The organism is Novosphingobium sp. (genome assembly GCF_036820275.1).
In the GTDB taxonomy this organism is placed as follows: domain Bacteria; phylum Pseudomonadota; class Alphaproteobacteria; order Sphingomonadales; family Sphingomonadaceae; genus Novosphingobium.
The window spans coordinates 1-14629 of the sequence record NZ_DAISLT010000055.1 but is presented as its reverse complement, the minus strand read 5'-3'; the positions used below and the strand labels follow the sequence as shown (position 1 = coordinate 14629).

Genomic DNA, 14629 nt, shown 5'->3' with positions numbered 1-14629 from the left:
GAGCGGCGCGCGTGCTGATTCGCACCACTCTTCGCGTTGAAACTGCAAGCCGAGCCTGAGTTGCCGCAAAAACGTACCTGGGTGCCTCAGACAGGGTCTGTCGGCAGATTTGGAATTCCGGGATTGTAAGCACTGCTCCTGCGGCCATCGCTGCGACGGGCGGAGGCTTTCATGACCCCAACCAAACTCCTGATCGGCCAGATGCTGGTGGTGTTGGCCATTGTCCTGGCAGGCGTGTGGTTCGCGACCCAGTGGGCCGCGGCTGAGCTAGCCTATCAGCCTGAACTCGGCCAGCCATGGTTCTACCTTGGAAGCTGGCGGGTCTACGAACCCTGGGCGCTGTTCATCTGGTGGTTCGAGTTCGATGCCTATGCTCCTATCGTCTTCGATGAAGCCGGGGGGCTGGCCGCCGCGAGCGGGCTGATGGGTTGCGGCGCCGCGATCTTCGGTTCGGTCTGGCGCGCACGGCAGCAACGCAATGTCACCACCTATGGCTCAGCTCGCTGGGCTGACCGGATGGATCTTCGTAAAGGCGGTCTCCTTGCCGGACAGGGTGTGTTCCTTGGCCGGGTCGGCGGAGATTATCTGCGGCATGACGGCCCGGAGCACGTCATGGCTTTTGCGCCGACGCGCTCCGGCAAGGGTGTCGGCCTCGTGGTGCCGACGCTGCTGGGTTGGCCGGGTTCGGCAGTCATCCATGACATCAAGGGAGAGAACTGGCATCTGACCGCCGGCTGGCGCTCGCTCTTTTCGCACTGCCTGCTGTTCAATCCGACAGACCCGCTCTCCGCCCGTTACAATCCGCTGCTTGAAGTGCGCCGCGGTGAGCACGAGGTGCGCGATGTCCAGAACATCGCCGACATCCTGGTCGATCCCGAAGGGGCGCTGGAGCGCCGCAATCACTGGGAAAAGACCAGTCACGCGCTGCTCGTGGGCGCGATCCTTCACGTGCTCTATGCCGAAGAGGACAAGACCCTGTCCGGTGTCGCGAAGTTCCTGTCGGATCCGGGGCGCGACTTCGAGAAGACCCTGAATGCGATGATGTCGGTCAACCACATCGGCACGCCTGAGCGGCCCATGGTCCACCCCGTGGTCGCCTCGGCCGCGCGGGAGGTCCTGAACAAGTCGGTCAACGAGCGCTCAGGCGTGCTGTCGACTGCCATGTCCTTTCTCGGGCTCTACCGTGACCCCACCGTCTCCGCCGTTACGGCAGTTTCGGACTGGCGCATTGCCGATCTGGTCGAGGGCAAGCATCCCGCCTCGCTTTACCTCGTCGTGCCGCCTTCGGACATCAGCCGGACCAAGCCGCTGATCCGCCTCATTCTCAACCAGATCGGCCGGCGGTTGACCGAGGAGTTGCACGACCACGGCGCAGGCGGAGACAGCGGTCCGGGGCGGCACAAGCTGCTCATGATGCTCGACGAGTTTCCGGCGCTCGGGCGGCTCGACTTCTTCGAGACCAGCCTTGCCTTTCTCGCAGGCTACGGGGTGCGCGCCTTTCTCATCGCCCAGAGTCTGAACCAGATCGAGAAGGCCTACGGCGAGCACAATTCAATCCTGGATAACTGCCATATCCGGGTGGCCTTCGCGACCAATGATGAGCGTACCGCCAAGCGGCTGTCCGATGCTCTGGGCACTGCGACCGAACAGCGCTCGATGCGCAATTACGCAGGCCACCGACTGGCGCCCTGGCTTTCTCACGTGATGGTCAGCCGCCAGGAGACGGCCCGGCCGTTGCTCACGCCCGGTGAAGTCATGCAGCTGCCTGCGAGTGACGAACTGGTGCTTGTCTCTGGCATGCCCCCGGTTCGCGCGGCCAAGCTTCGCTATTTCGAGGAGGCGGTGTTCGCCGAGCGCATGCTGCCGGCGCCGCAGCTTTCGAAGGGCGCCTATCACGACGCGCCTCCCCCGCGGCCCGATGACTGGCAGGACCGGGTCAGGGACAGCGACTTGCGCCTGGCATCTATGATCGTCGGACCGGCACCGGAGCTGCCGCGCACGCCCGGCAAGGGAGAGAAGCAGCAGCCCGACGACACCGGCGATGCCCGAGCGCACGCCCAGCAACTCGAACTGGACATTCCCCTCACCGGGCCGGCGGCGCAGGTCCGTATCGATGAGCTCGGGTTCGAAGCGGAAGCTGACGATCCGGCTGTGGACAGGCGCGCCATGGAACTCTCGCAGCAAAGGCTCGCGCGCGTGGCCTACGCGATGGGTTCGCCCGAGCATCCCGACCAGATCCAGTTGGAGGTTTGACCATGGCGCCGAAGATCCGTCACCAGTTCCTTCTGCCGAAGGCCACGAGCGACAGGCTGGCCGAGCTTGCGCGCAAGGGCGGCGTGACCAAGTCCGATATCCTGGCGCAGGCGCTGGCCTATTGGCTGGACCGCAAAGGGGTATCCGAACTCGACGAACGTTTCGGGCGCCGGCTCGACCGTCTCGCAAACAGCCTCGACCGGCTGGTTCGCGACAGCCACATCGAACTGGAAACGCTGGCCCTGTTCATCCGCTACGAGCTTGCGATCCATCCCCCGCTTGCGGAAGGCGATCAGGCAGGCCGGGCGGCGGGAGCGCTGCGGTTTGACGCGTTTCTCAATCAGGTTGCGCGGCAGGTCGCCAAGGGCAAGCGCACGCTCGAAGGCGGAGAGGGACATTGACCGGCGCGGAAACCAACCTGCGCAAGCGCGCCATGCTGCGCACCGCCATGGGACCCGCGATCGAAGCGGCGCTGGGCGACTCCCGCGTCATCGAGATCATGGTCAATCCGGACGGCGTGTTGCGCATCGATCTGCTGGGCGAAGGCAGGGTGGACACGCAGGTGCGCATCGCGCCGGACCAGGTCGAGCGAATCATCCGCCTTGTTGCCAGCCATGTCCGCAGCGAAGTGCATGGCGACCGGCCGATCGTTTCGGCGGAGCTTCCCGCGCATGGCGAAGGGGCAGGCGAGCGGTTCGAGGGCATCCTGCCTCCCGTGGCAACAGCCCCCTGCTTCGCAATCCGAAAGCCGGCGGCCCGGATTCATTCGCTCGGCGATTACGTGGCCGACGGCATCATGAGCTGGGATGTCGCGGAACTCCTCCGGCAGGCCGTGCTCCACCGCGCCAATATCCTTGTCGCCGGGGGCACATCGTCGGGCAAGACCACCTTGGCCAATGCCCTGCTCAACGAAATGGCCGAGATAGATGAGCGTGTCGTCATTATCGAGGATACCCGGGAACTCCAGTGCCCGGCGGCCGATACGGTCGCCCTGCGCACCAGGGCGGGATACGTTACGATAGGTGACCTGGTCCGATCGACGCTGAGGCTGCGGCCTGACCGCATCATCGTCGGCGAAGTGCGCGGACCCGAGGCGCTCGACATGCTGAAGGCCTGGAACACCGGGCATCCGGGCGGGATCGCAACGGTCCATGCAAACGGTGCGGCAGCGGCGCTCCATCGCCTCGAAAGTCTGGTGCAGGAAGCAGTGGTCACGGTGCCTCGCCGGCTCATCGCCGAGGCCATCGATCTCGTCGTGTTCATCTCCGGCCGCGGTCTCGCGCGCCGGGTGGCGGCGGTTGCGCGGCTTGACGGGCTGGACGGCGCAAGCGGCGAATACCGGCTCACGGATCTGCTGTCCCCCTCAACCCCAGAAGGAGAATGACGCCATGAAGTCACTGCCTTTCCGCCTGGTCCGCTCGCCTGCGACATCGATTTCGCTGCTGGGAGCTACCGCAGCTCTATTCCTTGCATCGCGTGCTTCGGCGTCCGGTTCAGGCATGCCGTGGGAGCAACCGCTCGAACAGGTGCTTGAATCTGTGCAGGGACCGGTCGCCAAGATCGTCGCCGTCATCATTATCATTGCAACCGGACTTACCCTGGCGTTCGGCGAAACGGCCGGTGGATTCCGGCGGCTCATCCAGATCGTGTTCGGCCTCTCGATCGCGTTTGCCGCTTCGAGCTTCTTCCTCTCCTTCTTCAGCTTCGGCGGCGGAGCACTGGTCGCATGAGCGGGACCGGCCAGCACATCGACGGTTTCGAGGTCCCGATCCACGCGAGCCTCAGCACCGCGATCCTGCTCGGCGGCGCGCCGCGCGGCATTGCCATCGTCAATGGTACGCTTGCGGTGGCGGTGGGGCTCGGACTCCAGCAGTGGCTGGCCGGTCTCGTCATCTGGGCGGCGGGGCACAGCCTCGCCGTGCTCGCCGCGCGGCGCGATCCCGATTTCGCGCCGGTCCTTCTCCGCCACCTCCGCCAGAAGGGATACTACGGATGCTGAATCTTGCCGAGTATCGCAGGAAACCCGCGTGCCTTGCCGACCACCTTCCCTGGGCGGCGCTCGTCGCCCCCGACGTGATGTTGAACAAGGACGGTTCTTTCCTCCGGGTGCTTTCCTTCCGGGGGCCGGATCTCGAATCCTCGACGTCCGGCGGCCTTATCTCGATCGCAGCGCGGGCCAATAATGTACTGCGGCGGTTCGGCTCGGGCTGGGCGCTGTTCTTCGAAGCGGAGCGCCGCGAGGCAACGGCCTATCCGGACGATGCCTTTCCCGATCCTGCCAGCTGGCTCGTCGAGCGCGAGCGGCGCGAAGCCTTCCTGGCCGAAGGAACGCATTTCGAAAGTGCCTTCTACCTGACCCTCACCTGGTTGCCGCCGGGCGACAGCCAGGACGCTGCGGGACGCCGTCTCGTCGAGCGCGCGGACGATGCGAAAGGGCGAGACTGGCGGGAAGCGCTGGACGGCTTTGTGACCGAGACCGACCGCGCGCTCGATCTCATGAGCGGTTTCATGCCTGAAGTCCGCGGCCTCACCAGCGGCGAGCTGCTGACTTATCTGCATGCGACCATCTCCGATTCCCGCCATCCGGTCCGGGTGCCCGACACGCCGATGTACCTCGACGGTCTCATCGTCGACACGCCGCTGACCGGGGGACTCGAGCCGCAACTCGGGGACCGGCACCTGCGCACGATCTCGGTTCTGGGTTTCCCGAACATGAGCCATCCCGGAATGCTCGATGCGCTCAACAGCCAGGATTTTCCTTATCGCTGGGTCACCCGGTTCATTGCCATGGACAAGGCCGAAGCGGTGAAGGAGCTTACCTCGCTGCGGCGCCAGTGGTTCAACAAGCGCAAGTCCCTGACGGCCATGCTGCGCGAAGTGCTCTACAACAGTCCTTCCCATCTTCTCGACAGCGATGCCGACAACAAGGTCGCCGATGCCGACCTCGCGCTTCAGGCCCTGGGGGGCGATCATGTATCGTTCGGCTACCTCACCACGACGATCACGGTCAGCGATCCAAGCCGGGACGTGGTCGAAGGCCGCATGCGGCAGGTGGAGCGCATTCTCGGCGGCCTCGGCTTCACGACGATCCGCGAACGGGTGAACGCCGTCGAGGCCTGGCTCTCCTCGCTGCCCGGACATGTCTATGCGAATGTGCGCCAGCCGCTGGTGCATACGCTCAACCTGGCCCACCTCATGCCGCTTTCCGCGATATGGGCAGGCCCTGCGTCCAACGATCACCTTGGCGGTGCGCCGCTGCTGCATGCCAGAACATCCGGATCGACGCCGTTCCGCCTTTCGACCCATGTCGGTGACGTCGGTCATATGTTCGTGGCCGGTCCGACCGGCGCGGGCAAATCCGTGCTCCTGGCTCTGATGATCCTTCAGTTCCGGCGCTATGCGAACGCGCAGATTTTCGTGTTCGACAAAGGCCTTTCTGCGCGGGCGGCGGTGCTCGGCTGCGGCGGCGTCCATCATGCGCTCGGCCTCGGCACGGACGCCGCATACGCACTCGCGTTTCAGCCGCTCCGCGGAATCGACGATCCGGCGGAGCGGGCCTGGGCCGCAGAGTGGATCGCCGCGCTGCTGGCGCAGGAAAACATGACCGTCACCCCGGAGGTGAAGGACCAGGTCTGGTCGGCGCTGACGAGCCTTTCGACGGCGCCCACCGCCGAGCGGACCATCACCGGGCTCACGTTGCTGCTGCAATCCAATGCCCTGCGTACCGCGCTGTCACCTTACACGGTGGAAGGGCCTTATGGGCGGATGCTGGACGCGGCCGAGGACAAGCTGCGCTTTGCGGATATCCAGTGCTTCGAAACCGAGGCGCTGATGGGGCACACGGGCGTTGTCGCGCCGGTCCTCACCTATCTTTTCCACCGCCTCGAAAAGAGCTTTGACGGCAGGCCGACGCTGCTGGTGCTCGATGAGGCCTGGATATTCCTCGACCATCCGCTGTTTGCGGCCCGCATCCGTGAGTGGCTCAAGGTTCTGCGCAAGCGCAATGTCTCGGTCCTTTTCGCGACGCAGAGCCTGGCCGATATCGCGGGCTCGCCGATCGCGCCCGCAATTCTCGAAAGCTGCCCGCAGCGCATACTTCTTCCCAACGACCGCGCAGAAGAACCGCAGACCCGCGAGATCTACGAGCGCTTCGGCCTCAATGCGCGGCAGATCGAGCTTATCAGCCGCGCCGCGCCGAAGCGGGACTATTACCTGCAATCGGCTCGGGGAAACCGGCTCTTCGAGCTTGGCCTCGGCCCGCTGGCGCTCACCTTGTGCGGCGCGTCCGATCCTGCAGTCCAGGCCCGGATCGATGCGCTGCTCGCCGAGAGCGGCTCCAGCGCCTTTCTCTCCCGTTTTCTTGCCGGGACCGGAGCGGCGTGGGCGGCGGACCTGATCGGCCTGTTTCCCGGGCCGCAGGATTAGAGCCGGAAGGGCAGATTCCCTTCTCATTTGACGACGAAATTCCAGATCCAGGAGAACCGCTATGTTGAAGGTGTTCGTTTTCCGTCGCCACTGCCGTGCAATTACACAGGCTTTCCTCGCGGTCTCAGCGATCGGCGCGGGTATCGGAGTGCATCCGGCACCCGCGCATGCGCTGGTCGTCTACGATCCCACCAACCATGCGCAGAACGTGCTGACGGCAGCCCGCGCGCTGCAGCAGGTCAACAATCAGATCCAGTCACTCCAGAACCAGGCCCAGAGTCTCGTCAACCAGGCGCGGAACCTCTCGAGCGTACGCTTTCCGGAGCTCCAGGCGCTCACCGATACCCTGCGCAAGATCGATGCGCTGATGGGGCAGGCGCAGGGGATCGAGTTCAAGGTGGCATCCGCGGACCAGCAGTTCGCGCAGCTCTATCCCGAGGCCTATCGCCAATCGCTGAGGCTCGACGACAGGGTCGCCGCGTCACGCGCACGGATGGATGCGCAGGTCGCGGCCTACCGCAGGACCGTCACGCTCCAGGCGCAGATCGCCGAAAACGTCGCCGCCGATGCCGCGACGCTCAATTCGCTCGTCGAGCGCAGCCAGGGGGCGGAAGGCGCCCTGCAGGTCCAGCAGGCGGCCAACCAGCTGCTCGCCCTTACGGCCAAGCAGCAATTCCAGATCCAGCAGATGATGGCCGCGCAGTACCGCGCCGATGCGGTGCGCGAGAGCAACCGGGCGCAGGAAGCGGCCGAGGCCCAGGCGGCGACGACGAAGTTCCTCGGGTCCGGCAGCGCCTACACGCCGAACTAGCGGCTTCGAGCCGGTCGGCTCGATCCAGCCAGCGGCGGCGGACCGCCTCTCCCGCCGCCGCGTCGCGGGGCGCGTGCCTATCGTCCTCCGGCAGCGCGCCCCGCGACACCCCTCTTCATTGCGGCAGGAAGGCCAGCAAGCATGGGTAATCTCAACATCATCGACGCCTTTCTGGCGACGTTCATCCGCTACATAGACAGCGGGTTCGGGCTGCTCGGGGGCGATATACGCTTCCTGACCGGCACGTTGATCGCGATCGATGTGACCCTGGCCGCGCTGTTCTGGACTTTGGCCGGAGAGGATAATGTTCTCGCCAGGTTCGTGCGCAAAATCCTGTTCGTGGGAGCCTTTGCCTTCATTATCGGCAACTTCTCCGATCTTGCCGACATCCTCTTCCGCTCCTTTTCCCAGGCGGGATTGACGGCAGGCGGCGGAGCGCTTGGACAGGACGATCTGATGAAGCCCGGCAGGCTTGCCGGTATCGGCTTTTCGGCGTCTTGGCCGCTGCTCCTGCAAGCTTCCAAGATGCTGGGCTTCACCAGCTTCTTCAACAATTTCCTGACAATCGCGATCCTGCTTCTCGCCTGGCTGATCGTGATCCTCGCGTTCTTCGTCCTCGCTGTGCAGATGTTTGTCTGTATCCTCGAGTTCAAGCTGGTGAGCCTCGCGGGCTTCATCCTGGTGCCTTTCGCGCTGTGGAACCGGACCAGTTTTCTGGCGGAGCGCGTACTCGGCCACGTCGTCGGTTCTGGCATCAAGGTCATGGTGCTGGCGGTGATCGTCGGCATCGGCTCCACGTTTTTCGACGATCTGACACAGGCGCTGAAGGGGCAGGAGCCGGATATCGGCCAAGCCATGAGTCTCGTGCTCGCGAGCCTGTCCCTCCTCGGTCTCGGCATTTTTGCGCCTTCGGTGGCCAGCGGCCTCGCTTCCGGGGCGCCGCAGCTCGGCGCAGGCGCCGTGGCCGGTACCGCCATGGCGGCAGGCGGCACGGTGATGATGGTCGGCGGAGGCGCCATCGCCGGTGTGCGGATGGGGGGCGCAGCACTCAGCGGCATTCGGGCCGGAACCTCCATGGGAGGAGCAGCTTCATCCGGCGTTTCCAGTACCGCGACAAATGCCGGCTCGCAGGGCGGACCTGGTTCGGGACACGGGGCGACTTCGCCGGCCGGTTCCGCAGCGCCTCGTGCTAGTGCGCCAGGCCAGGCGGCGGCCCCCGAGTCCGCTTCCCACGCCGATGCCGCCCCGCCGAACACACCGGACACGAACTCTTCGTCGCCGGCTTCCGGCGGCGGAGAGACGGAGCCTGCGTGGGCGAAGTCGCTGCGCAGCGAAGAGAAGGCACGCCACCGCAGGCAGCTTGCCGTTCACGCCGTCCAGCAGGGCGATCGCGGCGGCGGGTCGACCACTCCCGACATCAGCGAAAGGAACGACTGACCATGCGCTTCAAACGCAGCGTCCCGCTCTATGGACGCACCCCCGAACCGGAGACCCCGTTTCAGCGTGCCGGGCAGCTATGGGACGAGCGGATCGGATCTGCGCGGGTCCAGGCCCGGGCATGGCGGATCATGGCGTTCGGATCCCTTGGCCTGACATGCGCGGTCACGACGGGGTTCGTCTGGCTCTCCGCGCAGAGCCGCGTCGTGCCCTACGTGGTCGAAGTCGACCGCCTCGGTGCGGCGCGGGCAGTCAGCGAAGCGGACCGTACTTACAAGCCGACCGACCCGCAGATTGCCTGGGCCCTTTCAAAGTACATTGCCCATGTTCGCGGCGTCGCGCTCGATCCCGTCGTCATGCGCGCAGACTGGCTCGAGGCTTACGATTTCTCGACGGAACGCGGGGGGCGTGCGCTCAGTGAGTATGCACGGGCTTCCGGGGCGCTGACCCGGATCGGCGAGCGCACCGTGTCCGTGCAGGTCACCAGTGTCGTAAGGGCGTCTGAAGCCAGCTTTCAGGTGAAGTGGACCGAACGCGCGTTCGAACGCGGCAACGCCACCGGGACAAGCCGATGGACGGCGATCCTGACGCTTGTCGAGCGGCCGCCGCGCGATGCCGAAACCCTGCGGCGCAACCCGCTCGGGATTTACGTCGATGCGATCGACTGGAGCCAGGAACTGGAGCCCGCGGGGCAGGGCGCTTCCGTCGGCCCTGAGCCGGGCTCGGCCAAACCGCCGACACCTGAGATCGGTGAAGGTGCTTCTTCCCACGAAACCGAGGAGGTATTGCCATGAGGTCACGCATCACCGCCGCTGCGGCTCTCGCCGCAGCGATGCACCCTGTCTGCGCCTTAGCCGTGAGCCTGCCGAGGCCGGTAGCCACGGAGCGGCGCGGCTGGGTGGAGCCTGCTACCGGTTCATACATCAATGCGAGGCAGGTGTTCCTGTGGTCGGACGGCGCGGTCTACCGGGTCTACACCCAGCCGGGCATGATCACCGACATTGCGCTACAGGCCGGTGAAGCGCTGGTTTCCGTCGCGGCAGGCGATACGGCGCGCTGGGTCATCGGCGACACGACCAGCGGTAGCGGGGAGGACCGGCGCACCCATGTCCTGGTCAAACCGTTCAGTGCAGGTCTTGCCACCAACATCGTCATTACCACCGACAAGCGGGTCTATCATGTCAGCGTGTCCAGCGCGGCAAGCGGCGGAATGGCGGCGCTCTCCTGGAATTATCCGCTCGACGAGATGATTGCTCTCAAAAGGTCGGAGGCCGCGGCGAAAGCAGCCGAGCCGGTTGCGGCGGGGCTCGGTATCGAACGACTCTATTTCGGTTACCGGATCACCGGCGATCAGCCGTCCTGGCGGCCTGTACGGGCGTTCGATGACGGTAGGCAGACCTTCATCGAGTTTCCGACATCAATCGGGGTCGACGAGGCGCCGCCGCTGTTCCTGATCGGGGAAGGGGGAGCCACAGAGCTCGTGAATTACCGCATGCGGGACCGCTTCTATGTTGTCGATCGCATTTTCAGTGTTGCCGAACTGCGGCTTGGGACCAGAAAGCAGCAGGTGGTTCGCATCACACGCGGTCCGGCGAAAAGGGGGCGCCCATGAGCGGGCCGGAAATCCCCGCACCGAAGGCAGCGGGGCGGCAGTCGTCCGATCGTCAGGGCGCCGGTCGCACCGTTCAGGACCTGACCGGTGAAGGACCGGAGAGGCGCGGCGCTAACGCATCCCGTGGAAGCTCCGCGGATACAGCTCCGCCCCGAGGCGCCAAGGTCGATCCGGAAACTCTCATAATCCGGGGCCGAGTGCCCAGAGCGATCCGGTTTCGCAAGGACATCGTCATTGCAGGATCTACGGCCGCTGCGCTGGTGGTCGGCGGCATTGCCTGGGTTGCGTTAGGTGGAACCTTCAGGCGCGGCGGCCTCGAGACGACCGACCTGTCTCAGCCGAACCGGAAGCCGAATGAGACCATAGCAGCGCTTCCGACGAGCTATGGAAAGGTGTCGAAGCTCGGGCCGCCGCTGCCCGGCGATCTGGGGCGGCCGATCCTGCGAGCCCAGGAGAGGGGCAACCTGTCGCCCACGATCTTGCCGAGCGAGGGGGCGCCCATTCGGGATGTCGATCGAGAACGTCGTGAGGACGAGATTCGAACTGCCTTTCAGTCGGCGCTCATGGTCCAGAGCGGAAAAACCCCTGTCGGGATAACGGCCCCGCCAGCGAATAATACCGAAGCGGCCCTTTCGGGGACATCGGACAGCGAGAGCGCGGAAGGCAGCGAGCAGGACAGAAAAACGCAGTTTGCCGAGCGTCTCGATACGCGGGGGAATATCAACCCGCACGTTCTCTCGCCGGCGCCCTCGGCGAACATGCTCATGGCCGGTAGCGTCATCGCTGGCAGCTTGATCACAGGGATAAATTCCGATGTCCCGGGAATGGTCGTGGCGCAGGTGACGCAGCAGGTGTTCGACAGCGCCACAGGTGAAGTCCTGCTTATTCCGCAAGGTGCGCGGCTGATCGGAAACTATGACAGTGTGGTTGCCTATGGGCAAAGCCGAGCCTTGGTCGTGTGGCAGCGTCTCGTCATGCCGGACGGGCAATCGCTTCGGCTGGATAACATGCCCGCAACCGGGCCGTCCGGGCAGGCCGGACTGGTGGACAAGGTCGATTATCATTCAGGCCAACTGCTGAAAGGTGTCGCGATCGCGACCCTGTTAGGGGTGGGTACGGAACTCTCGATCAGCGGCGAAAGTGATCTCGTTCAGGCGATCCGGGAGTCGGCGCAAACCAGCACGTCCCGGGCAGGGGATCAGATCACGCAGCGAAACCTCGACATCCGGCCGACGATCACGATTCGTCCGGGCGCACCTGTACGTCTCATTGTCCGGCAGGATCTGTTGCTCGCACCCTGGAAGGAATGGGAGGCGCGGCCATGAATACGATCAAACTTCCGCAGTTGCCGGACAGGACGCCGATGAAGCTTTCGGTTTCCGTCACGCCGGATCTTCATCAGGACCTTCAGGAGTACGCTCTGGCTTACGCGGCCTCCTACGGGCGTGAAGTTGCTGTTGCCGATCTGGTTCCTGCGATCTTGTCGGCGTTTCTGGAGAGTGATCGCGGTTTCAAGCAGCGAAGGAAAGGAACGGATGGCGCGTAGCTGGGCCTCATAAACCTATCGTCGGTCTCTTTTTATAGAACCTGGAAAGGACATCGAACATGAACATCATTCCGCGAGATCGCTTCATGCGCATCAAGGAGGTGGTTGCCCGTACCGGCCTCTCGCGTGCGACAGTCTACCGCAAGATTGATGCCGGGACCTTCCCGGAACAGGTCCGTATTGCCGAGCGGTGCTGCGGGTGGCGCGAGAGCGCCATCACGGAATGGATGCGCGATCCGGTCGCCTACACTGTCGACGACTATTTCTTTGAAGATTGACGGTCAATATCCTTCAACTTCGCAAAGGGATCTGCACAACCAGAAATGCGCAGGACAGAAAAGAATCATGCGGCCATCAATCTGGCTGTGATCCTTGTGCTCAGGGGGACCAAGAATTTGCCGGATAAGCTTGCTGCGTCGCGACGTTTGGGTATGGCAAGCCAATGGCTGATACTGATCATAACTGGCGCATATGGGGTGAACGTGACCCCTATTATGCGGTACTAACGGACGCGCGGTTTCGAAGCGGCAACATCGAAGAAAATCGGCAGATTTTCTTCGAAAGCGGGGAAACTTATGTGGTCCATTGGCTGGAGCATTTGGAAAGACATTTCGGCGGCCTAGCGCGAGAGCGTGCGCTTGATTTCGGGTGCGGCGTCGGCCGGCTCACTATTCCTCTCTCGCGCCAGTTCAAAGCCGTCGTAGGTCTCGATATCGCACCCGTCATGTTGGAGGAGGCGCGGCGAAACAGCGAAGGGCTGGGAATTGAGTATTTGCTTTCAGATGATAGGCTTTCACGGGTCGATGGGGGGTTCGACTTCGTTTGCAGTTGCATTGTCCTGCAGCATATCCCGGTGACGCGGGGGTTGGCCATTCTCCGGCGGTTGCTTGAGTGTGTGCGATCGGGGGGTGGCTGCCTTATTCAACTATCCACGAAGCGAAATCAGAGCCAGTGGCACAAACTTGGTTACTGGATTCGACACAACGTACTTGGCGGCCAAGTTGTGATGAACCTGGTCAGGGGGCGGGCCGCGGACACTCCAGTCATGCAAATGAACGAATATCCTTTGGATGTTGTTCTGCGCTTGTTTAGCGCGCATGGCTTCGGTGATATACTCGTGCGTCACGATGACCACGGTGGCACTGAAACTGCGACGATCCTTGCGCGGAAGGCCTGATTTTATGTCCTCTGGTAATGTATACATGTTTGAATAGTTTGCTGTATTCTTCCCCGCGACTTGTTTCCGGTGTCCCCGGACATCCTTGGGGGTAAACTTAGCAGCGCGAAATTCGCAATGTGAGCGCACTTTATGTCTGAGGCGCGGGGTAGTCGTTTTAGTCTTCGATCCAGCTCTCGATAGATGCCAGTGCTTTGGCATCTCCCTCAGCGGCGAAATCCTGACGTAATGCCTGAGTGTCTCCTGTTGGCGCACTGGTGTGTGGAATCGCGGGTTTGTGTTCTACCGCTATCTGCTGCGACGGAGTCAAAGTCTGGTAACAAATAGTTGTGCTATCGATTTGATTTATACTTCTAGATGGTGTATATATCGCTAACGATATATTATAAGATTTGAGAGTTAACGCCGATTATGCAGGAACGGCTGCGCTTTCGGCGAGAATTCCGCTGAGATAGCGACCGTAGTCGGATTTGCCGAGATGGACGATTGCCCGTTCCAGTTCGTCTGCGCTTATGAAACCTTGTCGGAAGGCAACTTCCTCAGGGCTTGCAATCTTGAAACCTTGCCGTTTCTCCAAGACACGCACGAACTCGGCAGCGTCGAGCAGACTTTCGGGAGTGCCGGTGTCGAGCCAGGCATAGCCTCGCCCCATAATCTCTACCGCCAGTTCGCCGCGCTCCAAGTACACCCGGTTGACGTCAGAAATTTCCAGTTCCCCTCGCGAAGAGGGTTTGAGGTTGGCGGCGATGTCCACCACCTGCGAATCATAGAAATAGAGGCCCGTCACGGCCCAATTGGACTTCGGCCTTTCCGGTTTCTCTTCGATAGAAAGGGCTTTCAAAGAATCATCGAACGTTATCACGCCATATCGCTCTGGATCGTTTACATGATAAGCAAACACGCTCGCTCCTCGCCGACGCACCGTTGCTTTACTTAGCAGGTCGGGCAGGCCCTGGCCGTGGTAGATATTATCTCCCAGGATAAGGGCAGAGGGCTCTCCACACACAAAATCTGCGCCAATGATGTAGGCCTGCGCCAACCCATCAGGCTTTGACTGCTCTGCATATTCGAAGGACATGCCCCACTGCGATCCGTCGCGCAACAGCATGCGAAAAGCCGGGAGGTCACGCGGAGTGGAGATAATCAGAACCTCTTGGATGCCTGCCAACATTAGCACGCTCAAGGGATAGTAGATCATCGGCTTGTCGTAGACCGGCATGAGCTGCTTCGAGGTAGGCAGCGTCATTGGATAAAGACGGGTTCCGCTACCGCCAGCCAGGATGATGCCCTTCACGCTAGTCCTCCTCTCAGCCGTACGCATCCGCTGAGCGGCGCCTTGCCGGTGGAGTGATGGATCGGTCTTAAGGT

The 14629-nt window shown here is 63.0% G+C and carries 15 protein-coding genes; 14 read left to right on the top strand and 1 reads right to left on the bottom strand.

What is annotated here, in order from left to right:
* Positions 1–171: 171 nt before the first annotated feature.
* The 14 genes from V7066_RS26300 (at position 172) to V7066_RS26235 (ending at position 13261) form a co-directional block, all read left to right on the top strand.
* A complete protein-coding gene (locus V7066_RS26300; protein ID WP_334185883.1) occupies positions 172–2253 on the top strand; it encodes a conjugal transfer protein TraG in 2082 nt (693 codons plus the stop codon).
* A gap of 2 nt (positions 2254–2255) precedes the next feature.
* Positions 2256–2654: a ribbon-helix-helix protein, CopG family gene (locus V7066_RS26295; RefSeq protein ID WP_334185882.1), complete on the top strand. Its 399-nt coding sequence runs from the start codon at positions 2256–2258 to the stop codon at positions 2652–2654.
* A 32-nt stretch (positions 2655–2686) separates the two neighbouring features.
* Positions 2687–3637, top strand: a complete 951-nt coding sequence (gene trbB, locus V7066_RS26290) for a P-type conjugative transfer ATPase TrbB (protein ID WP_334185901.1) — start codon at positions 2687–2689, stop codon at positions 3635–3637.
* A 4-nt stretch (positions 3638–3641) separates the two neighbouring features.
* On the top strand, positions 3642–3983 hold the full coding sequence (locus tag V7066_RS26285) for a TrbC/VirB2 family protein (RefSeq protein ID WP_133084902.1): 342 nt from the start codon (positions 3642–3644) through the stop codon (positions 3981–3983).
* A complete protein-coding gene (locus V7066_RS26280; protein WP_133084901.1) occupies positions 3980–4252 on the top strand; it encodes a VirB3 family type IV secretion system protein in 273 nt (90 codons plus the stop codon). Before V7066_RS26285 ends, V7066_RS26280 begins: the two co-directional genes overlap by 4 nt.
* On the top strand, positions 4246–6678 hold the full coding sequence (trbE, locus tag V7066_RS26275) for a conjugal transfer protein TrbE (protein WP_334185881.1): 2433 nt from the start codon (positions 4246–4248) through the stop codon (positions 6676–6678). Before V7066_RS26280 ends, trbE begins: the two co-directional genes overlap by 7 nt.
* 61 nt (positions 6679–6739) lie before the next feature.
* Positions 6740–7489, top strand: a complete 750-nt coding sequence (trbJ, locus tag V7066_RS26270; RefSeq protein ID WP_334185880.1) for a P-type conjugative transfer protein TrbJ — start codon at positions 6740–6742, stop codon at positions 7487–7489.
* A 141-nt stretch (positions 7490–7630) separates the two neighbouring features.
* Entirely contained in the window at positions 7631–8926 is a 1296-nt protein-coding gene (gene trbL / locus V7066_RS26265) for a P-type conjugative transfer protein TrbL (RefSeq protein WP_334185879.1), read from the top strand.
* 2 nt (positions 8927–8928) lie between these two features.
* A complete protein-coding gene (trbF, locus tag V7066_RS26260; RefSeq protein ID WP_334185878.1) occupies positions 8929–9720 on the top strand; it encodes a conjugal transfer protein TrbF in 792 nt (263 codons plus the stop codon).
* Entirely contained in the window at positions 9717–10538 is an 822-nt protein-coding gene (gene trbG / locus V7066_RS26255; protein ID WP_334185877.1) for a P-type conjugative transfer protein TrbG, read from the top strand. The genes trbF and trbG overlap by 4 nt, the downstream gene beginning before the upstream one ends.
* Entirely contained in the window at positions 10535–11863 is a 1329-nt protein-coding gene (locus V7066_RS26250) for a TrbI/VirB10 family protein (RefSeq protein ID WP_334185876.1), read from the top strand. Before trbG ends, V7066_RS26250 begins: the two co-directional genes overlap by 4 nt.
* Complete coding sequence (locus V7066_RS26245) at positions 11860–12084, top strand: DUF2274 domain-containing protein (protein WP_133084894.1); 225 nt, start codon at positions 11860–11862, stop codon at positions 12082–12084. The genes V7066_RS26250 and V7066_RS26245 overlap by 4 nt, the downstream gene beginning before the upstream one ends.
* A gap of 59 nt (positions 12085–12143) precedes the next feature.
* Positions 12144–12362: a helix-turn-helix transcriptional regulator gene (locus V7066_RS26240; protein WP_334185875.1), complete on the top strand. Its 219-nt coding sequence runs from the start codon at positions 12144–12146 to the stop codon at positions 12360–12362.
* Between the two features lie 164 nt (positions 12363–12526).
* Positions 12527–13261: a class I SAM-dependent methyltransferase gene (locus V7066_RS26235; protein WP_334185874.1), complete on the top strand. Its 735-nt coding sequence runs from the start codon at positions 12527–12529 to the stop codon at positions 13259–13261.
* A gap of 409 nt (positions 13262–13670) precedes the next feature.
* On the opposite strand, the gene rfbA is transcribed toward V7066_RS26235, so the two are convergent.
* Positions 13671–14555, bottom strand: a complete 885-nt coding sequence (rfbA, locus tag V7066_RS26230) for a glucose-1-phosphate thymidylyltransferase RfbA (protein WP_334185873.1) — start codon at positions 14553–14555, stop codon at positions 13671–13673.
* Positions 14556–14629 lie beyond the last annotated feature (74 nt).

Bases quoted from the DNA above. Each gene is read 5' to 3' on its own strand.
- V7066_RS26300 (WP_334185883.1), top strand. From the start codon at position 172: ATGACCCCAACCAAACTCCTGATCGGCCAGATGCTGGTGGTGTTGGCC.
- V7066_RS26295 (WP_334185882.1), top strand. From the start codon at position 2,256: ATGGCGCCGAAGATCCGTCACCAGTTCCTTCTGCCGAAGGCCACGAGC.
- trbB (WP_334185901.1), top strand. From the start codon at position 2,687: ATGCTGCGCACCGCCATGGGACCCGCGATCGAAGCGGCGCTGGGCGAC.
- V7066_RS26285 (WP_133084902.1), top strand. From the start codon at position 3,642: ATGAAGTCACTGCCTTTCCGCCTGGTCCGCTCGCCTGCGACATCGATT.
- V7066_RS26280 (WP_133084901.1), top strand. From the start codon at position 3,980: ATGAGCGGGACCGGCCAGCACATCGACGGTTTCGAGGTCCCGATCCAC.
- trbE (WP_334185881.1), top strand. From the start codon at position 4,246: ATGCTGAATCTTGCCGAGTATCGCAGGAAACCCGCGTGCCTTGCCGAC.
- trbJ (WP_334185880.1), top strand. From the start codon at position 6,740: ATGTTGAAGGTGTTCGTTTTCCGTCGCCACTGCCGTGCAATTACACAG.
- trbL (WP_334185879.1), top strand. From the start codon at position 7,631: ATGGGTAATCTCAACATCATCGACGCCTTTCTGGCGACGTTCATCCGC.
- trbF (WP_334185878.1), top strand. From the start codon at position 8,929: ATGCGCTTCAAACGCAGCGTCCCGCTCTATGGACGCACCCCCGAACCG.
- trbG (WP_334185877.1), top strand. From the start codon at position 9,717: ATGAGGTCACGCATCACCGCCGCTGCGGCTCTCGCCGCAGCGATGCAC.
- V7066_RS26250 (WP_334185876.1), top strand. From the start codon at position 10,535: ATGAGCGGGCCGGAAATCCCCGCACCGAAGGCAGCGGGGCGGCAGTCG.
- V7066_RS26245 (WP_133084894.1), top strand. From the start codon at position 11,860: ATGAATACGATCAAACTTCCGCAGTTGCCGGACAGGACGCCGATGAAG.
- V7066_RS26240 (WP_334185875.1), top strand. From the start codon at position 12,144: ATGAACATCATTCCGCGAGATCGCTTCATGCGCATCAAGGAGGTGGTT.
- V7066_RS26235 (WP_334185874.1), top strand. From the start codon at position 12,527: ATGGCTGATACTGATCATAACTGGCGCATATGGGGTGAACGTGACCCC.